Origin of the sequence: Nocardia sp. NPDC058244 (assembly GCF_042882065.1) — a bacterium.
In the GTDB taxonomy this organism is placed as follows: domain Bacteria; phylum Actinomycetota; class Actinomycetes; order Mycobacteriales; family Mycobacteriaceae; genus Nocardia.
The window spans coordinates 137,095-160,546 of the sequence record NZ_JBHVWX010000009.1; the positions used below are offsets into that span (position 1 = coordinate 137,095).

The following is a 23,452-nucleotide window of genomic DNA, read 5'->3' on the forward strand; positions in this document are numbered from 1 at the left end:
ATCTGGGCAAATTTCCATGCCCGCCGATTAGCTGAACAGTCGCCAGGCGCACAGTCTGGAGTTTGCTGAAGATTTCGTGATCGCTGCGGGTGCGATCCCGAACAGCTATGTTTCCCGCATGGACACCTCAGAAACCGTGACATCGGCGACGAGGGTCGGCCGCCGCCTGTCCTATCCGATGTTCGCGCTGATCGTGATCGTCTATCTCGCGATCATCCAGCTCGGCGGGCTGCTGATGACAGCGGTCAGCGGCGAGGACGACTTCCTCTCCACCCGCGCGGTGTTCTTCGGCATGATCATCCCGCTGGGCGCGGCCCTGGCCTTCACCTATGGCGTCATCAGCTATCTGGGCTGGCTGCGGCCGGTCCTGCACGACGATCGGCCGACCCGGTCGTGGGTGCGGATCGTGCCGATCGTCTTCATCGTCGCGATCGTCTTCGGGATCAACTACAGCGCGTTGGCCGACAAGGGCTTTCTGTATGTCCTGGTGTTGCTGATCGCCACACAGTTCGTGGGGTGGGGCGAGGAAGGCATGTTCCGTGGCATCGGCGTTCTGGTGCTGCGCGATCACGGGCTCACCGAGGGCAGGGTCGCGTTGTGGTCGAGCATCGTGTTCGGCGCGGTGCACCTGGCCAACGGGGTCACGCACGGCATCAGCGCGCTGCCGCAAGCGATCATCGTCAGCCTGGCCGGCTACTTCTTCTATCTGACCCGCCGGGTCAGCCGCGGCAACACCGTCAACTCGGTGCTGCACGGCCTGTTCGACTTCACCCTGCTCACCGGGACCGTCATCCTCGCCGATCAGACCATGTATCCGGGCACGCTGCTGCCGATTCTGGTCTACCCGCTGCTGGCGATCGTGCTGCTCGTCAAGCGTCACAGCATCGAGCCGACCACGCATCCGGCGTCCTGACCCGCACCGCCGCGGTGTCGCCCCGAACGATCACGGAGTCCCCATGGGTACACATCAGCGAGAATCCGAACAGGCTTTCTCGGAGCGGTATTTCGACCCGGGCGACCGCTGGGTCCCCGTCGACCGCCGCCGGCTCGGCATGGACAAGCGGACCATCCTGCCCGCACTCATCGTGCTCGCCCTGGCCTTCGTGCAGGGTGTCCTGCTGCCACAGATCGATGCGGCGATCCCGGAGAAGGACGTCACCACCACGGGCGAGGTGATCGCGCTGCAGGGACAGGTGGGGTTCACCGCCGCAGGCGGCTGGTCGCTGATCGCCGGCGAACGGCGAGAGGACGAACCCAGCGGTCAGGGCTATCCCCCACAGGCGGTGCTGGCCCGCGGCGGATCCCAATTCGTGGTCCGCACCGGCACGTTCGACGGCGACCCCCGCGCCCTGCTCGCCCAGATCGAACGCACCGACGAACTTCTCGACACGGGCTTGACCGCGTCCGGCGAGCCGACCGCCATCACCACGCGCGGCGGCGTGGACGGTGTCATCACCCGGTATGCGGCCGCCACTGTCGACGGTGTGCTGGCCGCCTTCGTCGTCGACGGCACCGGCATCGAAGTCGTCGCCGTCGGACCGGCGCAGCCGGGTCAGGATCTGCTCGGCGAGGTCGCCGACATGATCGCGAGCATCGACCGCATCGGAGCCACACGATGACCACCTTCGACTCGGCACAGGCCAGGTTCCTCGCCATCGAGAACTCCGGTTGGGGTCGCGGTTTCACTTTCTACCAGCCGCGCAATCTCGCGTTCTGGGTGTATGTGCTGATCACCGGTTCCGGTGCACTGCTGTTCGTGTCGCGGATCGCGAGCAGCTACCCCGCCTACGGCCGCGCGATCGCGGTCACCGCCGCGGTGTTCGCCGTCTACGGTGCGCTGTTCTGGTGGTTCGTCGCCCATATCGACCGCTATGCCCGCCAGCCGACGAAACTGCTCGTCGCCGCGTTCTGCTGGGGCGGTTTCGCCGCCACCTGGGCGATGGCTTCCTACGCCAACGACGCGCTGATCGGCATCTACGCCAAGGTTTTCGGCCACGCGTGGGCGCAGGACTGGGGTGCGAGCCTGGCCGCGCCGTTCACCGAGGAGACCGCCAAGGGGTTCGGTCTGCTGCTGATCATCGCCCTGGCGCCCCGGTTGATCCGGACCGCGTTCGACGGCTTCATCGTCGGCGCGTTCCTCGGTCTGGGCTTCGAGATCATCGAGGACATCGCCTACGGCATGAACTCCGGTGCTTCGCAGTTCGGCGCCAATCAGGTCGACGCGTCTATGAGCACCGTCGTCCTGCGGGTGGCCACCGGCGCCACCGGCCACCTGCTCTACACCGCGCTGTTCTGCGCCGGGCTGGTGTATCTGCTGGGACGTCCGGCCGAACCCCGCCGGGTGGGCCGCGGCGCCGCCCTGATCGCGATCGCCATGCTGCTGCACGGATTCTGGGACTCGATGGCCAACTTCGCCGGCAACAGCGCGCTGGGCGGAATCGGGGTCATCGTGGGCACCATGATCGTCGCCCTGTCGATCGCCGCCGCGGTCTTCCGCACGACGGTGCCCCGCGAGCGGGAGTTCCTGGCCCAGATCCTGGCCCCCGAGGTCGAGAACGGCACGATCACCGAGAACGAAGCCGCGGCCGCGTGCGCCGACGCCAAGGGCCGCAGGGCCTTCCGCAAGACCGGCGCGGGCCGGGCGGGCCGCGCCCGCAACGACCGGGTACTCGACGCGATCTACGACCTGGCCGACGCACTGGCCGCGGACCGGGGCGCCGAGACGCCGCGCGTCGAATTCGCCCGTTCGGAGATCACCCGCCTGCGCGCCGGGCGCCCGCCCACCGAGGCCCAGCTCCCGGTCGAGGTGTGAGATGTTTGCGGTGACGTGGGCCGGGGGATCCGAACGGCAGCCGGCCGCAGCCGATCGACCAGGAGCAGCACATGCCCGGAGCAGTCCCCCGCACCACTCTCACCCATGTCACCCTCGGTCTCGGCTGGGATCCCGTGCGCTCGGGCAAGTTCCGGCGCCGCGCCAAGGACATCGATCTCAATGCGGCCGCGCTGTCGTTCCGCGGACAGGACTTCGTCGACATCGCCTATCACGAACAGCTGACCTCGCGTGACGGCGCCATCCGGCACCTCGGTGACAGCGTCGACGGCGTCGGTGACGGCGACGACGAACTCATCGTCACCGACCTGACCCGGCTCGACCCAGCCGTCACCACCATCGTCTTCCTCATCACCTGCTACACCGGCCAGCCCTTCGACCGGATCGAGAACGGTTTCTGCCGTGTCCTCGACAGCGTCACCGGCACCGAACTCGCCCGCATCGACCTGGCGACCGCCCACTCCCACACCGGTCTGGTGCTCGGCACCCTCCACCGCGCCGACCGCGACTGGACCTTCACCTATGTCGCCGAGCCGATCACGGCCCAGCACGTCGCCGACGCGGTCCCCCACCTCACCGCCTACCTGAACTGAGCCGCACGGCACCGTCGAAAAACCTGTTGGCGGACGACGGCAGCCACTGCTACCTTTCCGGAAGCCGTGGGAGAGAACGAGGAGGTGGTACCCGTGAACGCAGTTTCGACATGGGTGCTCCCCTCCGGGGTCACGGTCGGACGATAGGTCGTCCGGGAGCGCCGCACAGCACTCCCGAAAGGCACGACCATGCACTTCACTTCCGAACGCCGCCTCGACGACGGTGTCCTCGAACGCCACTTCACCCTCGGTGAGATCCCCGGCATCCTGTGGACGCCCGCATCCACCGCCGCACCGGCGCCGTTGATCCTCGTCGGCCACCCCGGCGGACTACCCGCCCTGTATCCCCGGCTCGCGGACCGGGCGAGACATACGGTGACGGCGGGCTTCGCCGCGGCGACCATCGAACTCCCCGGCGCCGGTGCGCGTCCCCGCTCCGCCGCCGCGGACCAGGCACGCGCCGACCTGCGGCGAGCCATCGAGGCCGGCAGGCCGGTCGACGACGAGATCGTCGACCGGCTCGTTCTGCCGCTGGTCGAACAGGCGGTCCCGGAATGGCGGACCGCCCTCGACGCCCTGCTCGCGCTACCCGGGATCGGTGGCCCGGTCGGGTTCTCGGGCGGGGTGATCTCGATCGGCGTCCGCCTCGCGGCGGTCGAACCCCGGATCGCCGCCGCCCTCCTGTTCGCCGGTAGTTTCGTGCCCCGCGCCATCGTCGAGGAGGCCCGGCAGATCACCATTCCGCTGCAGGTCCTGCTCCAGTGGGACGACGAAGGAAACGACCGGCAACAGGCCCTTGACCTGTTCGACGCCTTCGGTTCGAAGGAGAAGACACTGCACGCGAACATGGGTGGGCACACCGGAGTCCCGCGGTTCGAGGGCGACGCGGGGAACCGGTTCTTCGCCCGTCATCTGAGGTGAGCCGGGTCGACCACCGAGGATAGGAGCGATCGCCCGGGACGCCGATCGTCGACAACGATCGGCGTCCTCTGGGCGCAGCCGACCGTCCGGCAGGACCGGTTATCCGCTCGCACACCGACCGATCGGCGCGTTTGCGTTCCTCGACTTCCGTTGCGGCGCTGATAGTTTCAGTGCATCGAGGGACGCTGACCTAGGGAAAGCGAGCACTGCGTGGACGTCGGACCTGCGATCCGTACGGCAGCGGGCGTCGTGCGCGGGCGCTGGGATGGCGCTGTCGCGATCTTCCGGGGAATCCCGTATGCCCAACCACCGGCCGGCGCACGGCGGTTCGCCGCCCCGGTGCCCGCCCGGTCGTGGGACGGAGTTCGCGATGCGGGGCGGTTCGGTCCGCCGGTTCCGCAGGTGCGGAACACCGGCTCGGTGATGTCGTCGGTGTCCGGCCGGACAGAGGACGGATCCGAGGATTGCTTGACCCTCAACGTCTGGTCACCCGACCTCGGTACCGCGGAACTGCCGGTGATGGTCTGGATCCAGGGCGGCACCTATCTGGAGAACAACACCGCCAACCCGCACTACGACGGCGCGTTGCTGGCCGCGGCCGGTGTGGTGGTGGTCAGCATGAACTATCGCGTCGGGGTGGACGGGTTCGCCCATCTCGCCGGTGCCCCGGACAATCGCGGACTCCTCGACCAGATCGCCGCCTTGGCCTGGGTTCAGGACAATATCGCCGCGTTCGGCGGTGACCCGGCCGCTGTCACCGTCTTCGGCCAATCCGCCGGTGCCGCCTCCATCGCGGCCTTGCTCGTCATGCCGAGGGCGGCCGGACTGTTCCGCCGGGCGATCAGCCAGAGCATGCCCGGCACCTACTTCACCCCACAACTCGCCGCCGCCATCTCGACCACGATCGCCGCCCGTCTCGGCGTCCGAGCCACCCGCTCCGACCTCCTCCGGTTACCACCACGCGCCCTGACCGACGCGACCACCGCGGTGATCGCGACAATGCCGGACTTCGTGGATATCTGGGGCCCGATGGCGCTCACGCCCACCCCGTTCTCGCCCGTCGTCGACGGTGACGTGCTGCCGTGCGCACCGTGGAGTGGAGTCGCCGACGGCGCCGCGCGTGAGGTGGACCTGCTCATCGGCCACACCCGCGACGAATTCCGGCTCTACTCGTCCCGGCCCGGCAGCGAACCGACTCCGGCGGCCATGACCACGGCGTTCGACCACCTCGCCCCGGGTACCGACGGCAACCGCTGTTACCGCGCCGCCTACCCGGACGCCACACCCAGCCGACGATTCGAAGTCCTCCACACCGATTGGCTGTTCCGAATGCCCAGCCTCCACCTGGCCGACGCCGCCCACACCGGCGGCGGCCCCGTCTGGCTCTACGAACTGGCATGGAGCTTCAACGCCGACCAAGGCGCCTCGCACTGCCTGGACTTCCTGCTCCTCTTCGGCACCCTCACCCCCGAAGAAATCCGCGCCCACCGCTCGGCCCACCCGAACGCCGCGAACGAATTCCCGCACGTGGCCCAGCACATGCGCGGCGACTGGGTGCGGTTCGCGACCACAGGCGAACCAGGCTGGGCACCCTACGATCCCCAATCCCGAACCACCCGCGTCTACGACAGCGAACCGGTCACCCAGTCCTACCCCGAGGAACTCTCACGCCGCATCTGGGCTGATCACCGATTCGACACCCTGGACCTGCCGAATGAGAGTCGCGACAGGTCGGCCGGCAACGGTGACCGGTAGCCGTCGAGACCCCGGACCGTTCAGCCAAGGGTCCCTGTGGCTCCGATCAGTCCACCGAAGTCCTCGCGAGGAGGGTATTTCGGCCCTCTCCGGTCGGTGATCGGGCGCGCGAGAATCGGCTGCGCTATCCCCTGGCCGAGCAGTGAGGCAGATCCGATGTCAGCATCGAACAGCGATCCCGTCGTCGTCGGCGTCGACGGCTCCGACTGCGCGCTCGGCGCGGTGCGGTGGGCGGCCAGGACCGCGGTACTGCGGGGTGCATCGTTGCAGGTGGTGTACGCGATGAGTTCGGGGTGGGATCTGGGCAGGGCGGGCATCGTGTCGATCGACGATCAGAGTTTTCGTGACGCGGGTGACGTCGCGGTTGCCCGGGCCGCATCGATTGCCGTTGCCGAAGCCGCACCGCGTCACCTCGACGTGGAGACGTCGGTGGTCAGCCCGGGTCCGGTCGCGGCCCTGCGCCGCCGTGCCCGCCACGCCCAGCTGCTCGCTGTCGGCACTCGCGGTCTCGGCACCTTCGAGCGCACGCTCCTCGGTTCGGTCAGCACCGCCCTCGCGCGACGACCACTCTGTCCGCTCGCGGTCATCCCCCAACCCGGCCATCCCGCGTCCGATCGGCTGCCCGTGCTGGTGGGGCTCGACGGTTCACCGGGCAGCGAACACGCGCTCGACATCGCGATCGAAGAGGCGGCCCGGCGGGGTGTCGGCCTCGTCGCGCTGCGCGCGTGGGGGGAACCTGCCCCCGGACTGCGGGAATCCCAGATGACCGAGCACACGCATCGGCTCCTCGGGGATACCTTGGTCGGGTACGGCGAGAAGTATCCGGGCGTACCGATCACCAGGATTGTCACCGGCGACGATCCGGCACAGCGGTTGCTCCGTGAGTCGGCTCGCGCGCAGCTGCTCGTGCTGGGCAGTCACCGGCGGGGCGAACGCGACGGCTTCGGGTCGGTCAGCCGAACCGTCTTGCACGCCACCGAGATCCCGCTCATCGTCCTCGACCGCCGCTGAGACACCCGTCCCGCGAGTCAACGACGATGCCGCGCGAGCAGCCGCACGCCCGCGACGATCTCGGGTTCGATGGCGACAACGGTATCCATCACCCGGCCGACCCACGGCCGCAGCAACCGTTCGTAATGCGCGACCCGCACGGGATCGGTCACGGTGCGCGCCAACCCGGTGACCGTGACCGACCAGCCGATCCGCCGGACCGGATCGATATCGTCGACCTCGTAGGCCACGACGACCGGCGAATTGCCGGCCACCGCACCGGTCAGCCGCGCGGTGAGCCGCGTCCGGACGATGATCACGCCGTCCTCGTCGACGAGGTGGTTGACCGGGCGGATCGCGGGCAGCGCGTTGCGGGTGAACACCACCCGCCCGAACGGCGCCTCCGCCACCAGCCGCATGGCTTCGGCGCGGTCCAGGTCGACGACATCCCGACCGCCCATCTCGTCCCCCGCCGGCGCGCTCACGACCGGTCCTCCGGGTCGTGGAGGGGCTGCACGATGGCCAGATCGCCGTCGTAGCGGCGGTAGAGGAGGTGTCCACGACCGCTGTCCGCGTCGGTGAAGAACACGTACGGCAACCCGAATCGGCACACCCGGCTCGCGGCGTCGGACTCGGTCAGCCGCGGTGCCGGATGCGGATTCACCGTGAGCGCGGGCGCGTCGGGTAGTCGCGTGAGGTGCTGCCGCGCCAGTCGCACGCCCAGCGGACCGGCCCAGTAGACGAGGGCGTCCTCGCCGGATTCCGCGTCGACGAATAGGTGCGCGTCGTAGTCCAGGGCGTCCATCGACCGGGTCGCGGTGGTGGGGTCCGCGCTGCGCAGCACGCAGCGCTTGCGCCGCACGATCGGCCGGTCGCCGGTGATCGAGGTCAGTGGCGGTCGCGCCGGATCCGGCCATCGCCGCACCGGTCCCGCCGGCCGCGATCGGGAGATGGCCCGGTCGAGTCGTTCGGAGACGATCGTGGCCACGAAGCCGGCCGGGCCTTCCACCTGCACCCGGACCGCCTCGGCCGCACGGCCCGCGTTGACCTGCGCGAGCACCGATCCATCGCGGGAAGGTGTGGTGGACAAGCGAATTCGGGCCGGACCGTCGATGCGCTGGGATCGCAGTACCGCGGCGACCGCGCGCGCTGTCCGGGAGACGTCCGCCGTGTCGACAGCGCCGCCGGTCGTCACGCCGATCTCCCGACCGGCCCACCGTAGTTCAGGAGAACTCACGTACTCCGACCTCGCTTCCGCTGCTGCTCACTTCCCGCACAAGGGGCTTCGAGCAATAGCACCACTCCGGCGTGTCCGTGCTTAGGGGCGAAGGTCCCGGTGCGTCGTGACCATCGACCCGAAGTTGCGCGGCCGGGTCGCGGGAGCGGGTTCAGGCCCGCAGGAGCGCCGCCTGTACCTGGCGCAGACGCTCGACATCGCCGCGGAAGCCGGCGACGGCGTCGTTGTACAGGAAGGCTTCCCAGAGCCGGACCAGGGCGTAGGCCAGGGTGCCGCGGTCGATCGGCGGCACGTAGCCCTGGTCTTCGGCGCGGGCGATCAACCCTTCGACGACGGCGACCGCGGCCTGGTGGACGGGGCCGTCGCTGCGGGTGATCAGCCGCAGGGCGGCGGTGGATTCGTTGTCGAAGTAGGTGCGCAGGGAATCGTCTTCGACCAGCCAGTGGATGCAGCGGTCGAGGATCTCGTTGAGGCGTTCGGCGCCGGTGGCCTCGCTGGTGCGGTCGGCATAGGCGACCATCCGCTCGAGTTGGCTGGCGATCGCGGCGCCGAGCAGGCCGTCGCGGGAGCCGAACCAGCGGTAGATGCTGGTCCGGCCGAGGCCGAGGTGGACGGCGATGGCGTTCACGTCGATGCGGTTGCCGGACAGGAACACCTCGACCGCGGTGCGCAGCACATCGTCACGGCTGGCGGCGGCGGGGCGTCCCGGCGCTCGTGTCCCCTCGGCTCGCGTCACATCGCACAGCATAAAGGCTCCCTCGCGACCACCATTTGAAACATATCGATCTCTGTGTAACATACTCGACCATGCAATTGGCACTCACCGAGGACGAGCTCGCCTTCCGCGACGAGCTACGTGCTTTCTTCCGGCGCGAAATCCCCGCCGACATCCGCAATCGGGCCAGGCACATGGCCGAACTCTCCAAAGACGACTTCGTCACCACCCAGCGCATCCTCAACGCCCACGGCCTCGCGGTCCCGCACTGGCCCGTCGCCTGGGGCGGCCGCGACTGGACACCCATCCAGCGCCACCTCTGGCACGACGAGATGCAACTGGCCTCGGTGCCCGAACCACTCACCTTCAACACCAACATGATCGGGCCGGTCATCGCCCAGTTCGGCTCCGAAGAACTCAAGGCCCGCTTCCTCCCGGCCACCGCGAACCTCGACATCTGGTGGTGCCAGGGCTTCTCCGAACCCGACGCCGGCTCCGACCTCGCCTCGCTGCGCACCGTCGCCGTCCGCGACGGCGACCACTACGTGATCAACGGCCAGAAGACCTGGACCACCGCCGCCCAGAGCGCCGACTGGATGTTCTGCCTGGCCCGCACCGACCCGGACGCCCCCAAGAAGCAGGCAGGCATCTCGATGCTGCTCTTCCCCCTGGACTCCCCCGGCGTGACGGTCCGCCCGATCGAGCTCATCGACGGTGGATTCGAGGTCAACGAGGTGTTCCTGGAGAACGTGCGGGTGCCTGCCGACCAGCTCGTCGGCGCCGAGAACCAGGGCTGGACCTACGCGAAGTTCCTGCTCGGCAACGAGCGCACCGGCATCGCCGCCGTCGGCCAGACCAAGGTGCGGCTGTGGCTGGCCAAGGAATACGCCAAACAGACCCGCCTCGACGCGGGCACCCTGCTCGACGACCCGGTCTTCGCCGCCCGCATCGCCGAACTCGAGAACGAGCTGCTCGCACTGGAACTCGTGCAGATGCGGGTCGTGGCCGGCTCGGCCGACGGCGCCCCCAACCCGGTGTCCTCGATTCTGAAGCTGCGCGGCACCGAACTCCAGCAGGCGGTCACCGAACTGCTCGTCGACATCGCCGGACCCGACTCCCTCCCCCGCGAAGGCGACACCGGCGACTGGGCCCGCCGCAGCACCGCCACCTACCTCAACTACCGCAAAACATCGATCTACGGAGGATCCAACGAGGTGCAGCGCGGCATCATCGCTTCGACGATCCTCGGATTGTGAGACACCGTCATGGATTTCGAACTCACCACCGAACAGAACATGCTGCGCGACACCGTGCGCAGCGTGCTGACCCGCCACTACACCCATGAACGCCGCACCGAGGTCATCGGCACCGACCCGGGCTGGGACCCGCAGGTGTGGTCGACCTTCGCCGAGATCGGACTACTCGGGCTCACCATCGCCGCCGACGACGGCGGCATGGGCGCGGGCCCCATCGAAACGATGCTCGTGCTCGAGGAACTCGGCCGCGTCCTGGCGCCGGAGCCGGTGCTGGACTGCGCGTTGCTGCCGGGCGCGCTCATCTCCAGGGCCGGATCGGCGATCCAGCGCAAGGAGATCCTGCCCGAAGTCGCCGCGGGAGAACGCCGCATCGTGTTCGCGCACGGCGAGCCCGGTGTGCGCCCGGTGACGGCGCACGCCACCACCCAGGCGACGCCGGTGGGCGACGGCTGGCAGGTGACCGGACGCAAACACCCGGTGGCCTACGGCGATGACGCCGACCAGTTCATCGTCAGCGCGGCACTGCCCGACGGCGGTACCGGACTGTTCCTGGTCGAACCCACCGATCCGGGCGTAACTGTCGCCGGATTCCGCACCCACGACGGCAGGCGCGGGGCCGACCTCACCTTCGCCGGCGCGACCGCGGTGCCACTGGGCACACCGGCCGACGCGACCGATGTCATCGCCGACATCCTCGTCACCGCGCAGGCCGCGCTCTGCGCCGAAGCGGTCGGCGCGATGTCGGAAGCGCTGCGGCTCACCACCGACTACCTGACGACCCGCAAGCAGTTCGGTGTCCCGCTGCGCAGCTTCCAGACACTCACCCAGCGCGCCGCCGACATGTACGTGTCGCTCGAACTCGCCAAGAGCATGAGCCTGTACGCGTCGATGTCCCTGGCCGACGGCATCGCCGACCCCGTCGTCGCGGCCCGCGCCAAGCTGCGCATCGGACGCTCCGGCAGGCACATCGGGCAGGAAGCGATCCAGATGCACGGCGGAATCGGCATGACCGCCGAATACCCGGTCGGCCACTACACCGCACGCCTCACCGCCATCGACCACACCCTCGGCGATTCCGGTGACCACCTGCGCTACCTCGCCGCCCACGTCGCCGACCACCAGCTGGCCGAGATCTGAACCCACCGCTCGACATCGCCGCACCACAGCGAGCGCGGCGATGTCGAGCGGCCACCGTCGAATCGCTGGGTGCTGTGCGGGAGTAGGTTTGCGGGAATGAGTTTCCGGCTGGCCGCCTACGCCGTGTGCATCGAGGACGGTCGGGTGCTGCTGGCCCGTCATGTATCGCGGAACGGCGAATCCACCTGGACGCTGCCGGGCGGCGGGGTCGAGCGCGCGGAGGATCCGTTCGATGCGGTGACCAGGGAACTCACCGAGGAAACCGGCTGCCACGGGGTCGTCGAACGCTTGCTCGGGGTGGACTCGAGGGTCATTCCCGCTGCCGTGGCACGCGCCGGAACCGACCATCAGAATGTCGGGATCTTCTATCGAGTCCGCATCACCGGCGGTCACCTCAGGCCCGAACCCGACGGCGACACCGCCGAGTCGGTCTGGACTCCGATGACCGACGTCGCGGGCCTGCGCCGGTCATCCCTCGTCGACATCGGACTCCGCCTGGCCCGGACCCTTCCCGCCTCCGGGCACGTCGATCCCGTGCCGGTCAGCGGGTTGATCCAGCACTGAGGACCACCGGCGGGCACGGCGCGATCAGTCGATCGGGCTGTGGCCCAGCAGCACCCGACCGCTGAAGCGGGTCTGCTTGGCGCGGGGCAGGGGATGGAACTGGCAGCCGTGGATGTCGCGGTAGAGGCGCTCGAGGTCGCAGGCGCGGGAATAGCCTGCGCCGCCGGTGGTTTCGATGGCCAGGCGGACCGTGGTGATGAGCGCGTCCGCCGCGACGGTCTTGCGGCTGAGGGTGCGGGCCGCGTAGGCGTCGGTGTTGGCGAAGGTCAGGTCCTCGGAGTCGGCGAACATGGCGGTGATCAGGTCCGAGGCGGTCGTGTAAGCGTTGAGCATCTCACCCGCCGACTGCACCGTGTGCGCTTCGCTGCGACCTTCGAGCATGTGGGCGGTCAGGTCGACGGCGGTGTCGGCGACACCGAGATAGGCCGCCAGCACCAACGGCAGCGCCGCGCCGATCACCACGTTCAGCACCGGCGGCCACGGACCGGCCGGACGGATCAGCGAGATCGCGGCGTCCGGGACGAACACCTCGTCGAGCACGACGGTGTGCGATCCGCTCGCGCGCAGGCCGAACGAATCCCAGGTCTTGTCGATGCTCACACCGGGCGCGGTCATCGGCACGGCGAAGTGCAGGACCTGATCCTCGAAGCGGACGCTGGTCACCAGGACGTCGCCGACCTCGCAGCCGCTCGCGGGCGCCTTCCTGGCACTGACCGAGTAGCCGCCGTCGACGCGCGCGGCCGTGCCGTTGGAATCGACCCAGTCCGACGCCCCGGTGCTGACCAGGATCGCGCCCGCCGCCACCTTGGCGAACACCGCGGACGCGTCGACGCCGTGCTTGTGCCGCCAGACCTGCGCGGCCACCAGATGCGAATGCATGGCGAAGGCGACGGCCGTCGACGGATCATGGCGACCGAGCTCCCGCAGGATCTCCCCCATCTCCCGATGGGTGGCGCCACCGCCGCCGAACTCGACCGGCACGAGCGCGGCCGAGAGTCCATCGGCGCGGAGCCGGTCGAACGCGGCGACGGAGATCTCGCCGGTGCGGTCCCGCTCGGGGACCTCCGAACGCAGGGATTCACCGATCGCGCGGGCCAGGGCGACGCGGTCGGTACGGGACGTGGTGTCGGAAAATGTGGAAGTCATGTTTCGAAGGTAGGAAGCGCCGCGATAACCAGATAGTCCAGAAAGTGGACTCTCCCGGTCCAGGAAATGGACCCCGTCGGCGAGGTGACCATGACTGATACGACCGCAGGCTACGGCCAGTACTGCCCGATCTCCCGCGCGCTCGACGTGCTCGGCGAACGCTGGTCGCTGCTCATCCTGCGCGACCTCTACCTGGGCACCACCCGCTTCAACGACCTCGCGCGCGGTCTGCCCGGCCTGTCCCGCAGCCTGCTCGCCAAACGGCTGCGCCAGTTCGAACGCGCCGGGCTGCTCGACAAGATCGGTGCCGACCACCTGCTCACCGAAGCGGGCACCCAGCTCCAGCCGATCCTGTTCGGCCTGGGCGAATGGGGTGCCCGCTGGACCTTCAGCGCACCACAGCACGAGGAACTCGACCCCGCCCTGCTCGTGTGGTGGATGCACACCCGCGTCGACACCTCCGGATTCCCGGGCAGGCGGCACGTCCTGCAGGTCCGGTTCACCGACGACGTCCGCCGATTCTGGATCGTCGTCGAGGCGGGCACCCCCTCGGTGTGCGAGGCCGACCCCGGCTACCCGGTCGATGTCGCCATCGTCGCCGACGTGGCTGCCCTCTACGAGGTCTGGCTCGGCCGCATGCCGCTGACCCACGCCCAGCGCACCGGACGGGTCACCTTCGCCGGTCCGGCCGCGCTGACCCGCCGCATGCCCGGTGTCCTCCAGCTGAGCCCGGTCGCCGGCTACGTCAGCGAAGCCGCCCTCGCCGAGAACCCCACCGCGCGCGCGTCCTGACGACGAGCCTCACGGCCACAGGCGTTCGCGGACCCAGGTGTCGTCCGCGCCGCGGTACCGCAGCCGGAGATGCCGTCGGTCGTGGCTCGCCTGCCAGAACTCGACCTCGACCGGCGCGATCAGGTAGCGCGTCCAGGTGTCCGGTGCCGTGCTGGGGTTCTCGTCGACCCAGTGTTCGGCCTCCCGGGCCGCCTCTGTCAGCTCCGCCGGATCGTCGAGCACCTGGGACTGCCGTCCGATCAACGCCTCGACCCGCGAGGCCGGTGGCCGGGCGAGGAAGTCCGCGGCGGAGACGTCCGGCGCGGCGGGAGTCACCGAGCCGCGCAGGCGGACCTGCCGACCGCGCCCCGGCCAGAAGAACGTCAGCGCCGCGTGCGGAGTCTTCGCCAACTGCCGCCCCTTCGGGCTCTCCGAGCTGGTGGCGATCGCCCACCCCGACGGACCGACATCCTTCAGGATCACCACGCGCGCGTCGGGCGTGCCGTCGGCGTCCACGGTCGACAGCGTCACCGCGTGCGGTGCCAGCACGTGCTCCCCGGCCTCGGTCAGCCAGTCCAGGAACAGCTCGTGGGGTGTCGGCGGTGCCGAGTCCGGGTCGAACGCCGGGAGCTCGTCGGGAAAGGAGGCCCAGCCACGCAACGAAACCATGCCCCGACGGTACGGCCTCCTACCCACGCCCCGATCATCCACCCGCTCTGAAAACGTGGCGGTTATCACTACCGGGCCCGCCTTGTTGGCGGCGGCCGTAATCAAAACGTTAAGGTTCAGGCATGGTTCGTCACGGAGCAGCGCACACCGACCCGGATGTGCCGAATGTTCCTCTCCCCCAGCAGTATCCGGCACGTCTCGCACCCGTCGACGAACCCGCCGGCGCCCCCGAAACCGCATCGGACCACGTCGACGACCATTTTCCGCGACTCGGCGACACCAGCTTCCTCACCACCGCGGCCCGGCATCGGCTCGCCGCCTACATCCACACCAAGCTCGCCGAACTGGCCGAGATGCCATGACAGTCCGCCGATGACCTAGGCTCGAACGCCAGGAGTCATCGGCGACAGACTGATTCACGCGAGGAGCGGCGACGTGAGCGGCAGCGACGCAGCGGTCGTCCTTCCCGAACAGGTACGGACCGAACTGCGCCGCGGCGTGCGCAGCGTCCTCGTCGACACCGCCGCGCTGCGCCTGGTCCGCGAACGATTCGACGACGGCCAGGCCGACGCCCTGCGCCGCTACCTCGAAGCCTCCCAGTCGGCGAACACCCTGCGCGCCTACCGCACCGACTGGATCGCCTGGGCGGGCTGGTGCGCCGCCGAACACCGGCAGGCCCTGCCCGCCGACCCGCTCGACGTCGCCGTGTACCTCGCCGCGGCCGCCGATGCCCGCCGCGACAACGGCACCTGGGCGTTCAGCCCCGCCACCCTCGACCGCAAGTCGGCCGCCATCGCCGCCGTACACGCGGCCAACGGACTACCCTCGCCGACCCGCTCCGACGTCGTCCGGCTGACACTGCGCGGCATCCGGCGCACCCGGCGCACCCCGCCGACCCGCAAACGCCCCGTCCTGCTGCACACCCTCGACCAACTGCTCGCCGAACTCCCCGACCCCGGGTGGCCCACCGAACCCGCCCGGCGCCGCGACGCACTCGCCCTGCTGGTCGGCTTCGCCGGCGCCCTGCGCCGCAGCGAACTCGCGGGCCTGCGCGTCAGCGACGTTCACGTGCGGACCGATCACACCACCGGCGAACCACTGCTCGTCGTCCATCTGCCGACCACCAAGACCGACCCCACCGGCGTCGCCGAGCAGCGCATCGCCCTACCGCGCGGCAAACATCCCCGCACCTGCCCCATCTGCGCCTTCGCCGACTGGATCCGGCTCCTGGAGGTGCACGCGGCGGCTGGTGACCACGGCACCCGCACCTGGACGGCCGACCATCCAGTGCCCGACACGACGATCCATCGCTGCCACGGCTTCACCGGCACCCCGCTCGCCGCCGACGTCGACCGTCCGCTGTTCCCCACGATCAACCGGCACGGCTCCGTCGGCGCGGCCCCGCTGTCCGGGCGCGCGGTCGCCGAACTCGTCAAACGTTATGCCGCCCGCGCAGGCCTGGACCCCGACCTGTTCTCCGGCCACTCACTGCGCGCGGGCTTCGCCACCCAGGCAGCCCTCGGCGGCGCCAGCGACCGCGAGATCATGCGCCAGGGACGCTGGGCGAACCCCCGCACGGTGCACGGCTACATCCGTACCGCGAATCCGCTCGAGGACAACGCCGTCACCAAACTCGGGCTCTGATGCGGTTGTGACATCTATCCCGTTGTCCGAAAAGGCGATTCATGTCCCGAACCACGTCGGGTCAGCCGAGCCGTCGTCGTGACCTGCGATATGTCGAAATCGCTGCGGTTATCGGTGAAATCGAGGACCGAATTCGACTTTTCCGTTGCATGAAAAGATTCTTTATGGCCGCCGAAGCACGCCGATACCGTCCGCCGCATGGAGTGGAATTTCCGATCAGCCGAAGAACTCGCGACCGCCCTGCGTGCCGGTGAGGTGAGCTCAGCGGAACTGACCGAAGCAGCGATCGCCGGTATCGAACGCGACGACACGTCGATCAACGCGATCTGCCTGCGGACCTTCGACCGCGCCCGAGCCGCCGCGCAGCGGGCCGACCGAGCACGCGCCCGCGGCGAAGACCGCCCGCTGCTCGGTATCCCGGTGACGGTCAAAGAGTCCTACAACATCGCCGGGCTGCCCACGACCTGGGGCATGCCGCAGCACGCGAACTACCTACCGACCGAAGACGCGCTCCAGGTGACGCGCCTCGAGGCCGCGGGCGCGATCGTGCTCGGCAAGACCAATGTGCCGCTCGGACTGCAGGACATCCAGAGTTTCAACGAAATCTACGGCACCACCAACAACCCGTGGGATCACGCGCGCACGTCGGGCGGCTCCTCCGGCGGATCGGCGGCAGCTCTGGCGTCCGGATTCGGCGCGCTGTCCATCGGCTCCGACCAGGCCGGTTCGCTGCGTACCCCCGCGCACTTCTGTGGCGTCTACGCGCACAAGCCGACCCGCGGGCTGGTGGCACCGCGCGGAATGGTCCCGCCGTCCACGCCCGCATGGCCGGTCGACCTCGATCTCGCCGTCGTCGGTCCGATGGCGCGCACTGCCCGCGACCTCACGCTCCTGCTCGACGTCATGGCCGGACCGGATCCACTGACCCTCGGTGTCGGGTTCGATCTCGCCCTCCCGCCCGCCCGTCACCGACAGCTCGGCGACTTCCGCGTCCTGGTCCTAGACGACCATCCACTCATTCCCACCGGGTCCGCGGTGCGAGCGGGGGTGAACCGGGTGGCCGACGCGCTCGTCGACGGCGGCGCCCACGTCGCACGGCACAGTCCGCTGCTGCCCGATCCCACCGAGGCCGCGACGCTCTACATGCAGCTGCTGTTCTCGGGTTCCGTCGCCTACTTCCCCGTCGACGAGTACGAACAGCTCCGCCAGCGCGCCGCCGAACTGGACGCGGACGACAAGAGCCTGGACGCGACCCGGCTACGCGCGATGGTGTTCAGCCACCGTGACTGGCTGGCGGCGAACAACCTTCGCGAACTCCACCGGCACCGCTGGCGGCAGCTCTTCACCGAGTACGACGCCGTGGTGTGCCCGATCACGCCGACGCCCGCGTTCCCGCACGACCATCACCCGCAGCCCCTGGAACGTCGACTCGATATCGACGGCACCGCGTACCCGTACTTCGACCAACTCGTCTGGGCCGGTGTGGCGACCATGCCCGGCCTCCCCGCCACCGCCATACCGGCGGGCCGCTCACCCGAGGGCCTCCCGGTCGGCGTACAGCTCATCGGCCCCATGTTCGAGGACCGCACCCCGCTGCGGCTGGCCGAACTGCTCGAACAGCAGATCGGCGGCTTCCGGGCACCGTAGCGTCCACCACCTCGGACAGCGCAACGGTGCCGAGCGCGGCCCGAACCGGGACCGGCCGTGGAAGGGGATCCGGTACGACCTCGGGTCAGTCGGCGATGCGATCCAGCCGGAAGATGCGGAACTCGCGGCCGCCGGAGCGTTCGAACTCCATCTCGTAGCCGGGCCAGAATTCGACGGCCAGATCCCAGACCCGCTTGCGCTCGACGCCGGTGATCTCGGCGACCGTCACCGGGAAGGCGGAACTGCTGTTGTAACGCACCGAGGCGGTCCGGGCCGCGCGCAGATTCGCCGACCACGCGGGATGTTCCGGCTTGCCCCAGTTCGAGCCGACGAGATAGAAGCCGTCACCGTCGGGGACGCACAGCAGCGAAGTCGTCCGCGGCTGGCCGGACTTCCGGCCGACCACGGTGACCTCGATCGACGGCAGGCCGGCCAGATCCAGAACTCCCCACCGGCCACCGCTGAGCCTGCGCAGCAGTCGTTCGGCCGGCAGCACGATGCCCGCACCGCGCATGACCCAGGGCTGTGCGGCGAATTCACGTGCGAGGGCAGGTAAGGGGTTCCGCGGCATCTTGAAATCCTGTCTCGAGCGAAACGGATACCTCGACTCGGAACGGCCCGCTGAGAGACAACTCACTCGCCCACCCGGAGCGCCGCCGCGACATGCGGGCGACAGTGACCCTCGCCGTCAATGCAGTAGAGCGGTGCTGACGTTCGGACATGTAGAGAACTGGTGTGGGGTCCGGAGGTGAAGGTGACATTACATGTTTAGATGCGCATATCTACGTAACCACATGTAGTAATCGAAGGTCGGGTTGGTGCGACGCCGCACCGGCGGGATTCCCGGAATCCGCCGTCTGGATGACGCACACTGGACAACTCCCCCACCTTCCCTTCAGGAGTGAGTGTCATGCCCTCCCCCAGCGGTCGCCGATTCCTCGCCACGGTCGCCTTGACCACCGCGGCACTCCTGACGACAAGCCCCTCCCCCGCTCTCGCCCGCCCGCAGGCACCGGCCCACCTCGCACCCCTCGGGCCCGAATTCCTCTGGGGCGTGGCCGCTTCCGGATTCCAGGCCGAAGGCGATGCGCCGGACAGCAATTGGCGTCGCTACGCCGCGTCCGGCGCCACCCAGGACCCCTACCTGAACTCGGTGGACTTCCACACCAGGTACCGCTCCGACATCGCACTCGCCGCGGATCTCGGTGTGCGCGTCTACCGCATCGGCATCGAGTGGGCGCGGGTGCAGCCACAGCCCGGGGTCTGGGACGAGAGCGCCCTCGCCTTCTACGACGACGTGGTCCGCACGATCACCGACGCGGGCATGCGCCCGATGCTCACCCTCGACCACTGGGTGTATCCGGGCTGGGCCGCCGACCGTGGTGGCTGGCGCGATCCCGAGATCGTGTCGAACTGGCTGGCGAGCGCGCGGGTGGTGGTCGACCGTTTCGCCGGTGCGGACCCGCTGTGGGTGACCTTCAACGAGCCCACGTTCTACCTCGTCAACGAGGTACGCAAGGGCGGGATCGGCGTGGCCGACGTCCCGGCCATGGGTGACCGGATCGCCCGGGCGCACAACAGCATCTACGACTACATCCACTCGGTGCAGCCCGGCGCCCAGGTCACCAGCAATATCGCCTTCATCCCCGGCGTCGACGACGCGGTCAGCGGGCCGCTGCTCGACCGGATCGCCGCCCGCCTCGACTACATCGGTATCGACTACTACTACGGCGTCTCCCCCACGCAGCTCACCGTTCCCGACTTCGACCGGCTCTGGACGCTGCCACTGCAATCCGAGGGCATCTACTACGCACTCGACCACTACGCCCGCCGCTTCCCCGGCAAGCCGCTCTACATCGTCGAGAACGGCATCCCCACGGAGAACGGCCGCCCGCGCGCCGACGGCTATACCCGCGCCGACTCGCTGCGCGACACCGTCTACTGGCTACAGCGTGCGGTCGCCGACGGCATTCCGCTCATCGGCTACAACTACTGGAGCCTGACCGACAACTACGAATGGGGTTCCTACACACCGCGATTCGGCCTGTACACGGTCGACGTGCTGACCGACCCGACACTGACCCGCACCCCGACCGACGCCGTCGCGGCCTACCGCGCGATCACCGCGAACGGCGGGGTCCCGGCCGACTACCGCCCGACCCGGGCGCCGGTCCCGTGCTCGCTGGTCGACGCGGCGACGAGCTGCACCGATCCCGTGTCGGTCCCTCGGTAGCGGTTTCCGCGCGTGCCGGGTGCTCTACACTCGGGCGGGTGTCGAGCGCAACGTCACGCCCCTCCAGCGCCGTGAGCGGCAGACAAGCCCGATGGCAGCCGCACAACGACAGCCGCCGGGAGCGGATCGTGCTGTCGGCGGTCGAGTTGATCGAGCAGGCACCCGCCGGCGTCGAGGTGCCGATCGTCCAGATCGCCGAGAACGCCGGCCTGGCGAAGTCCGTGGTGTATCGGCAGTTCGCGGGCCGGGACGAGCTCGACCGGCGGATCCGCAGCGATATCGCCGACCGTTTCGTCGCCGACATCGAGGATGCGCTCGATATCGCCGACGGGTCCATCCACAGCATTCTCGTGCGCACGGTCGGCGCCGTGGTGACCTGGATCGAGGACCATCCCCGGCTGCACGAGTTCCTGCGCACCGGCCCCTCGGACGACGATTCCGAGATCGACGCCATGAGCGCGCTGATCGGGACCATCGCGGCGTCCACCAGAGCCTTGGTCACCGGTCTCGCCGGTGTGGTCGGCGTGAGCGACGACGGCTCGGCCGACACGATGACCTTCGCCATCGTGTCCATGACCGAGGCCACCGTCACGCGCTGGGCCAACGACCCGAACCCGGTGCTGACCAGGGACCAGCTGATCGAGGAGGTCGCCTCCTACGCCTGGCACGTGGTCGACGGTGTCGCCCGCCGCCACGACCTGACCCTGGACCCCGACCAGCAGCTGGTCGAGATCATCACCCAGCTCGCCACGGGCTGAACACCGCTCAGGCGACCCGGCGATGTCCGCGTTCGGGCTCGCTGCGATAGCGCGAGGCCGGACCGTCGACGCCGAGCGTGCGCCACAACCGCCGGGCGATCGGGTTCATCAGACCGAGGTCGTCGGCCAGCTTGCGCATGTCACCGAAGTAGCCCGACAGGATCTTCTGCGAGTGCTCCGACTTCCAGAACGCCTGCTCGATCACCTCGCGGGGAATGTCGAACTCGCGCTCGAACGAGCGCGGCGGCGCCATGATCTCCCCGGCCAGCCAGCGCATGGCGATCGGGAACGCGACCGAACACGCGCCGCGATTGAACTTGCCCATCCGGCCGACGTGCGCGGCCAGGAACTCACCGGCGAAGGAGATGTGGCGCGCTTCCTCGGCGATGTGGATCTCCATGGTGCGCAACACCATCGGCGGCATGGACGCGCCCTCGCGGATGACGGCCTTCTGATAGTGGTCGATCGGTTCCTCGCCACCGAGGATGCCGATGAACAGGATCGTGTGGGCGTAGCCGCCCGCGACCCCGATCAGCGGCGAGAGCACCTTGAACATCGGGCGCATCCCCGGCACGTCCACACCGATGCGGTTCACCAGCTCCTGGAACATCTGGATGTGGTTGCACTCTTCGGTCATCTCGTGCAGGCAGTACCGGAACTCGGGCGAGCCGTTCGGCAGCTTCATGATGTACTGCATCATTCCGCGGATCAGGATGCTCTCGAAGGCCGCGCCGACCTTGATGGTGTTCGAGATCCGCCACTTCCCGATGGCGATCTGCCGGTCCAGCGGCTGGTCGCGGTACCACTGCGTGGCGCCCAGCGGGTCGACGTCGGGTGAGAGAACCCAGCGCACGTCGTTCGGGTCAAGGGCGAGCTCCGGCGAATCCCAGTCGATATCGAGGTAGGGATCGAAATGCCGGTCGACGGACCCCTGCGAGAGGGTCGCCAGCGCATCTCGGTACTCCTCGGTGATGAGTCCGCCACGGCTCGATTCGGTCAGCGTCATCGGTGCCTCCTCGGTTCGCGTCCGGTCGGCGGCACTGTAAGCGCCGTCACACCGGTTGATCCGAGAATAACTGAGACTTACGGTCCCACACAACCCGCCACACCGACTTGTGACCGCCGGTCGAGCGCTATTCGACGAGGAGGACGATCAGTTGCCGGGCCAGGTCGGCGTCGCCTGGGCCGCCCAGCCAGACCAGGGGGCGCCGGGGGTCCAGGCGGTCGAGGGCGTCGGGCAGGGAGCCGAAGACGCGGTCGGCGCGCACGACACAGACCTGCGGGACCACTTCGGAGACGTCGGGGCCGCCGTCGACGTCGAGGGCGAGGGAGCCGGTGGAGGCGTCGCCGGCCACCGCGTCGCGGACCACGGCGTCGCCGGACGCCGAGGCACCCGAGCCGCGGTGCACGACCTCGTGGCCGGGAGCGCTCGCCCAGTGGTCGAGCCAGGCGGGGCCCGGTTCGACCGCGGCCAGGACCGAGCGCACGCTCATGCCGTAGAGGACATCGGCGACCGCCGCGGGCAGGCCGGCGAGGTCGACGGAGCGGACGAGCGAGCCGTGTTCGCGCAATCGCGCGGCGAACTCGGCGAGGACGGCGGCCCGCTCGGCGGGATCGACGTCCTCGCCGTTGCGCGACGACCGCCGCATGGGCACCCGACGCTCGTCGTCGGGAAGGTCCAGCAGCCCGTCACGGACGCGACGCAATATCTCCTCGCGTGAATTCACTCGGGCACTCCCGTTCGTTGGCGACACCGGTGGGCGTCGCCGGATACACATCTCTCTTTCCACATACCGTGGGAATCAGCTCGATCGCTACGGTACCGACCGGTCCACACTAGGCGGTCCGCCACACCGAACCGAACAGCTAGTTCACGGCAACGTTCGCGAACCCGAGCATCCGGAGCATCTGGTCGATCTGGAGTTCGAACACTTCGGCCCGGTCGGCGAAGGTATCGCGGCCGTACATGTCGAAGACGTCGAAGTTCACCGCGCCGAACAGAGTCGTCCAGGTGGTGAGGCCGGCCACGATCAGCCAGTCCGGGGCAGCCATGCCGAATTGCCCGCGAATTGCGGTGAAATCCGCCGACGCCGCCGGTGACACCACCGGCTCGACGGCGGGAGCGCTGAGCCGTCCCGCCCGGAAGGCACTGTCGATGATGCCGAGCAGGGTCGCGATCACCCGGATTCCGGGTGTCTCGGTGTCCTCGGCGGGAGCGGCGTAGCCAGGCACGGGGGTGCCGAACAGCAGGCCGTACCAGGCCGGCTCGGCCAGTGCCCAGGTGCGCACGGTCCGGGCGACCACGCGGAAGCGCGTCGCCGGGTCGTCGGGCGCATCGGCCAGAGCCGCGTCGACGGCATCGCCGAGCGCGTTGTAGCCGTCCACCACGAGCAGGGTCAGCAACTCGTCGCGGCTGCGCACGTACCGGTACACCGCCGACGACACGACACCCAGGTCGCGGGCGACGGCGCGCAGCGACAACGCCGCCGCGCCCTGCGAGGCGAGGTGCTCGCGGCCGATCCGTTTGATGTCGGCGAGAGTCTGGGCGCGCGCCAGTGCCCGCGGCCCCGGTCGGTCGGTACTCAT

At 69.2% G+C, this 23,452-nt stretch carries 25 protein-coding genes; 16 read left to right on the forward strand and 9 right to left on the reverse strand.

What is annotated here, in order from left to right; genetic code table 11:
- Positions 1 to 118 precede the first annotated feature (118 nt).
- The 7 genes from ACFVW6_RS27150 (at position 119) to ACFVW6_RS27180 (ending at position 7,110) form a co-directional block, all read left to right on the forward strand.
- Positions 119 to 913 carry a type II CAAX prenyl endopeptidase Rce1 family protein gene (locus ACFVW6_RS27150; protein ID WP_378825974.1) on the forward strand — a complete coding sequence of 265 codons (795 nt, stop codon included), beginning with the start codon at positions 119 to 121 and terminating at the stop codon, positions 911 to 913.
- Between the two features lie 43 nt (positions 914 to 956).
- Entirely contained in the window at positions 957 to 1,619 is a 663-nt protein-coding gene (locus tag ACFVW6_RS27155; RefSeq protein WP_378825976.1) for a hypothetical protein, read from the forward strand.
- Positions 1,616 to 2,812 (forward strand): PrsW family intramembrane metalloprotease, encoded by a 1,197-nt coding sequence (locus ACFVW6_RS27160; RefSeq protein ID WP_378825978.1) that lies wholly within the window; start codon positions 1,616 to 1,618, stop codon positions 2,810 to 2,812. The genes ACFVW6_RS27155 and ACFVW6_RS27160 overlap by 4 nt, the downstream gene beginning before the upstream one ends.
- A 71-nt stretch (positions 2,813 to 2,883) precedes the next feature.
- Entirely contained in the window at positions 2,884 to 3,423 is a 540-nt protein-coding gene (locus ACFVW6_RS27165; protein WP_378825980.1) for a TerD family protein, read from the forward strand.
- 189 nt (positions 3,424 to 3,612) lie between these two features.
- Complete coding sequence (locus ACFVW6_RS27170; RefSeq protein WP_378825982.1) at positions 3,613 to 4,344, forward strand: dienelactone hydrolase family protein; 732 nt, start codon at positions 3,613 to 3,615, stop codon at positions 4,342 to 4,344.
- A 210-nt stretch (positions 4,345 to 4,554) separates the two neighbouring features.
- Positions 4,555 to 6,099, forward strand: a complete 1,545-nt coding sequence (locus tag ACFVW6_RS27175) for a carboxylesterase/lipase family protein (protein WP_378825984.1) — start codon at positions 4,555 to 4,557, stop codon at positions 6,097 to 6,099.
- Between the two features lie 156 nt (positions 6,100 to 6,255).
- The gene (locus ACFVW6_RS27180) at positions 6,256 to 7,110 is read left to right on the forward strand and encodes a universal stress protein (protein ID WP_378825986.1); all 855 of its coding nucleotides are present in this window, start codon (positions 6,256 to 6,258) and stop codon (positions 7,108 to 7,110) included.
- Between the two features lie 17 nt (positions 7,111 to 7,127).
- Here ACFVW6_RS27180 and ACFVW6_RS27185 read toward each other — a convergent pair whose 3' ends face one another.
- The 3 genes from ACFVW6_RS27185 to ACFVW6_RS27195 all read right to left on the reverse strand — a co-directional run bounded on the left by ACFVW6_RS27185 (position 7,128) and on the right by ACFVW6_RS27195 (position 9,062).
- On the reverse strand, positions 7,128 to 7,550 hold the full coding sequence (locus ACFVW6_RS27185) for a pyridoxamine 5'-phosphate oxidase family protein (protein ID WP_378827011.1): 423 nt from the start codon (positions 7,548 to 7,550) through the stop codon (positions 7,128 to 7,130).
- Between the two features lie 20 nt (positions 7,551 to 7,570).
- Positions 7,571 to 8,326, reverse strand: a complete 756-nt coding sequence (locus ACFVW6_RS27190) for a sigma 54 modulation/S30EA ribosomal C-terminal domain-containing protein (RefSeq protein ID WP_378825988.1) — start codon at positions 8,324 to 8,326, stop codon at positions 7,571 to 7,573.
- A gap of 151 nt (positions 8,327 to 8,477) precedes the next feature.
- Positions 8,478 to 9,062 (reverse strand): QsdR family transcriptional regulator, encoded by a 585-nt coding sequence (locus ACFVW6_RS27195; protein WP_378825990.1) that lies wholly within the window; start codon positions 9,060 to 9,062, stop codon positions 8,478 to 8,480.
- Positions 9,063 to 9,133: 71 nt separating this feature from the next.
- On the opposite strand from ACFVW6_RS27195, the gene ACFVW6_RS27200 reads away from it, so the two are divergent.
- The 3 genes from ACFVW6_RS27200 to ACFVW6_RS27210 all read left to right on the forward strand — a co-directional run bounded on the left by ACFVW6_RS27200 (position 9,134) and on the right by ACFVW6_RS27210 (position 11,998).
- Positions 9,134 to 10,297 carry an acyl-CoA dehydrogenase family protein gene (locus ACFVW6_RS27200; RefSeq protein WP_378825992.1) on the forward strand — a complete coding sequence of 388 codons (1,164 nt, stop codon included), beginning with the start codon at positions 9,134 to 9,136 and terminating at the stop codon, positions 10,295 to 10,297.
- A gap of 9 nt (positions 10,298 to 10,306) precedes the next feature.
- Positions 10,307 to 11,434, forward strand: a complete 1,128-nt coding sequence (locus ACFVW6_RS27205; RefSeq protein ID WP_378825994.1) for an acyl-CoA dehydrogenase family protein — start codon at positions 10,307 to 10,309, stop codon at positions 11,432 to 11,434.
- 96 nt (positions 11,435 to 11,530) lie between these two features.
- The gene (locus ACFVW6_RS27210; RefSeq protein ID WP_378825996.1) at positions 11,531 to 11,998 is read left to right on the forward strand and encodes an NUDIX hydrolase; all 468 of its coding nucleotides are present in this window, start codon (positions 11,531 to 11,533) and stop codon (positions 11,996 to 11,998) included.
- A gap of 24 nt (positions 11,999 to 12,022) precedes the next feature.
- On the opposite strand, the gene ACFVW6_RS27215 is transcribed toward ACFVW6_RS27210, so the two are convergent.
- Entirely contained in the window at positions 12,023 to 13,144 is a 1,122-nt protein-coding gene (locus ACFVW6_RS27215; protein WP_378825998.1) for an acyl-CoA dehydrogenase family protein, read from the reverse strand.
- Between the two features lie 90 nt (positions 13,145 to 13,234).
- Between ACFVW6_RS27215 and ACFVW6_RS27220 the strand changes: the two genes are divergently transcribed.
- Positions 13,235 to 13,936, forward strand: a complete 702-nt coding sequence (locus ACFVW6_RS27220; protein ID WP_357347204.1) for a winged helix-turn-helix transcriptional regulator — start codon at positions 13,235 to 13,237, stop codon at positions 13,934 to 13,936.
- Between the two features lie 9 nt (positions 13,937 to 13,945).
- Here the strand turns inward: ACFVW6_RS27220 and ACFVW6_RS27225 are convergent, their stop codons facing one another.
- The gene (locus ACFVW6_RS27225) at positions 13,946 to 14,584 is read right to left on the reverse strand and encodes a pyridoxal 5'-phosphate synthase (RefSeq protein ID WP_378826000.1); all 639 of its coding nucleotides are present in this window, start codon (positions 14,582 to 14,584) and stop codon (positions 13,946 to 13,948) included.
- 122 nt (positions 14,585 to 14,706) lie between these two features.
- On the opposite strand from ACFVW6_RS27225, the gene ACFVW6_RS27230 reads away from it, so the two are divergent.
- The 3 genes from ACFVW6_RS27230 (at position 14,707) to ACFVW6_RS27240 (ending at position 17,875) form a co-directional block, all read left to right on the forward strand.
- Positions 14,707 to 14,946, forward strand: a complete 240-nt coding sequence (locus tag ACFVW6_RS27230; protein WP_378826002.1) for a hypothetical protein — start codon at positions 14,707 to 14,709, stop codon at positions 14,944 to 14,946.
- A 73-nt stretch (positions 14,947 to 15,019) separates the two neighbouring features.
- Positions 15,020 to 16,228 (forward strand): site-specific integrase, encoded by a 1,209-nt coding sequence (locus ACFVW6_RS27235; RefSeq protein ID WP_355271966.1) that lies wholly within the window; start codon positions 15,020 to 15,022, stop codon positions 16,226 to 16,228.
- Between the two features lie 198 nt (positions 16,229 to 16,426).
- Positions 16,427 to 17,875 (forward strand): amidase, encoded by a 1,449-nt coding sequence (locus tag ACFVW6_RS27240; protein WP_378826005.1) that lies wholly within the window; start codon positions 16,427 to 16,429, stop codon positions 17,873 to 17,875.
- Positions 17,876 to 17,960: 85 nt separating this feature from the next.
- Here ACFVW6_RS27240 and ACFVW6_RS27245 read toward each other — a convergent pair whose 3' ends face one another.
- On the reverse strand, positions 17,961 to 18,446 hold the full coding sequence (locus tag ACFVW6_RS27245; RefSeq protein ID WP_378826007.1) for a nitroreductase family deazaflavin-dependent oxidoreductase: 486 nt from the start codon (positions 18,444 to 18,446) through the stop codon (positions 17,961 to 17,963).
- Positions 18,447 to 18,785: 339 nt separating this feature from the next.
- Between ACFVW6_RS27245 and ACFVW6_RS27250 the strand changes: the two genes are divergently transcribed.
- Both ACFVW6_RS27250 and ACFVW6_RS27255 read left to right on the forward strand, forming a co-directional pair.
- Complete coding sequence (locus ACFVW6_RS27250; RefSeq protein ID WP_378826009.1) at positions 18,786 to 20,108, forward strand: family 1 glycosylhydrolase; 1,323 nt, start codon at positions 18,786 to 18,788, stop codon at positions 20,106 to 20,108.
- A 38-nt stretch (positions 20,109 to 20,146) separates the two neighbouring features.
- Positions 20,147 to 20,866, forward strand: coding sequence for a TetR/AcrR family transcriptional regulator (locus ACFVW6_RS27255; RefSeq protein ID WP_378826011.1), 720 nt, complete (start codon positions 20,147 to 20,149; stop codon positions 20,864 to 20,866).
- 7 nt (positions 20,867 to 20,873) lie between these two features.
- On the opposite strand, the gene ACFVW6_RS27260 is transcribed toward ACFVW6_RS27255, so the two are convergent.
- The 3 genes from ACFVW6_RS27260 to ACFVW6_RS27270 all read right to left on the reverse strand — a co-directional run bounded on the left by ACFVW6_RS27260 (position 20,874) and on the right by ACFVW6_RS27270 (position 23,452).
- Entirely contained in the window at positions 20,874 to 21,872 is a 999-nt protein-coding gene (locus ACFVW6_RS27260; protein WP_355271956.1) for a diiron oxygenase, read from the reverse strand.
- Positions 21,873 to 21,999: 127 nt separating this feature from the next.
- Positions 22,000 to 22,593: a hypothetical protein gene (locus tag ACFVW6_RS27265; protein ID WP_378826014.1), complete on the reverse strand. Its 594-nt coding sequence runs from the start codon at positions 22,591 to 22,593 to the stop codon at positions 22,000 to 22,002.
- A 139-nt stretch (positions 22,594 to 22,732) separates the two neighbouring features.
- Positions 22,733 to 23,452: a TetR/AcrR family transcriptional regulator gene (locus ACFVW6_RS27270; RefSeq protein WP_378826016.1), complete on the reverse strand. Its 720-nt coding sequence runs from the start codon at positions 23,450 to 23,452 to the stop codon at positions 22,733 to 22,735.

Excerpts from the sequence above, each read along its gene's own strand:
- ACFVW6_RS27150 (WP_378825974.1), top strand. The coding sequence starts at position 119 with ATGGACACCTCAGAAACCGTGACATCGGCGACGAGGGTCGGCCGCCGC.
- ACFVW6_RS27155 (WP_378825976.1), top strand. The coding sequence starts at position 957 with ATGGGTACACATCAGCGAGAATCCGAACAGGCTTTCTCGGAGCGGTAT.
- ACFVW6_RS27160 (WP_378825978.1), top strand. The coding sequence starts at position 1,616 with ATGACCACCTTCGACTCGGCACAGGCCAGGTTCCTCGCCATCGAGAAC.
- ACFVW6_RS27165 (WP_378825980.1), top strand. The coding sequence starts at position 2,884 with ATGCCCGGAGCAGTCCCCCGCACCACTCTCACCCATGTCACCCTCGGT.
- ACFVW6_RS27170 (WP_378825982.1), top strand. The coding sequence starts at position 3,613 with ATGCACTTCACTTCCGAACGCCGCCTCGACGACGGTGTCCTCGAACGC.
- ACFVW6_RS27180 (WP_378825986.1), top strand. The coding sequence starts at position 6,256 with ATGTCAGCATCGAACAGCGATCCCGTCGTCGTCGGCGTCGACGGCTCC.
- ACFVW6_RS27185 (WP_378827011.1), bottom strand. The coding sequence starts at position 7,550 with ATGGGCGGTCGGGATGTCGTCGACCTGGACCGCGCCGAAGCCATGCGG.
- ACFVW6_RS27200 (WP_378825992.1), top strand. The coding sequence starts at position 9,134 with ATGCAATTGGCACTCACCGAGGACGAGCTCGCCTTCCGCGACGAGCTA.
- ACFVW6_RS27205 (WP_378825994.1), top strand. The coding sequence starts at position 10,307 with ATGGATTTCGAACTCACCACCGAACAGAACATGCTGCGCGACACCGTG.
- ACFVW6_RS27210 (WP_378825996.1), top strand. The coding sequence starts at position 11,531 with ATGAGTTTCCGGCTGGCCGCCTACGCCGTGTGCATCGAGGACGGTCGG.
- ACFVW6_RS27215 (WP_378825998.1), bottom strand. The coding sequence starts at position 13,144 with ATGACTTCCACATTTTCCGACACCACGTCCCGTACCGACCGCGTCGCC.
- ACFVW6_RS27220 (WP_357347204.1), top strand. The coding sequence starts at position 13,235 with ATGACTGATACGACCGCAGGCTACGGCCAGTACTGCCCGATCTCCCGC.
- ACFVW6_RS27225 (WP_378826000.1), bottom strand. The coding sequence starts at position 14,584 with ATGGTTTCGTTGCGTGGCTGGGCCTCCTTTCCCGACGAGCTCCCGGCG.
- ACFVW6_RS27230 (WP_378826002.1), top strand. The coding sequence starts at position 14,707 with ATGGTTCGTCACGGAGCAGCGCACACCGACCCGGATGTGCCGAATGTT.
- ACFVW6_RS27240 (WP_378826005.1), top strand. The coding sequence starts at position 16,427 with ATGGAGTGGAATTTCCGATCAGCCGAAGAACTCGCGACCGCCCTGCGT.
- ACFVW6_RS27245 (WP_378826007.1), bottom strand. The coding sequence starts at position 18,446 with ATGCCGCGGAACCCCTTACCTGCCCTCGCACGTGAATTCGCCGCACAG.
- ACFVW6_RS27250 (WP_378826009.1), top strand. The coding sequence starts at position 18,786 with ATGCCCTCCCCCAGCGGTCGCCGATTCCTCGCCACGGTCGCCTTGACC.
- ACFVW6_RS27260 (WP_355271956.1), bottom strand. The coding sequence starts at position 21,872 with ATGACGCTGACCGAATCGAGCCGTGGCGGACTCATCACCGAGGAGTAC.
- ACFVW6_RS27270 (WP_378826016.1), bottom strand. The coding sequence starts at position 23,452 with ATGAGTACCGACCGACCGGGGCCGCGGGCACTGGCGCGCGCCCAGACT.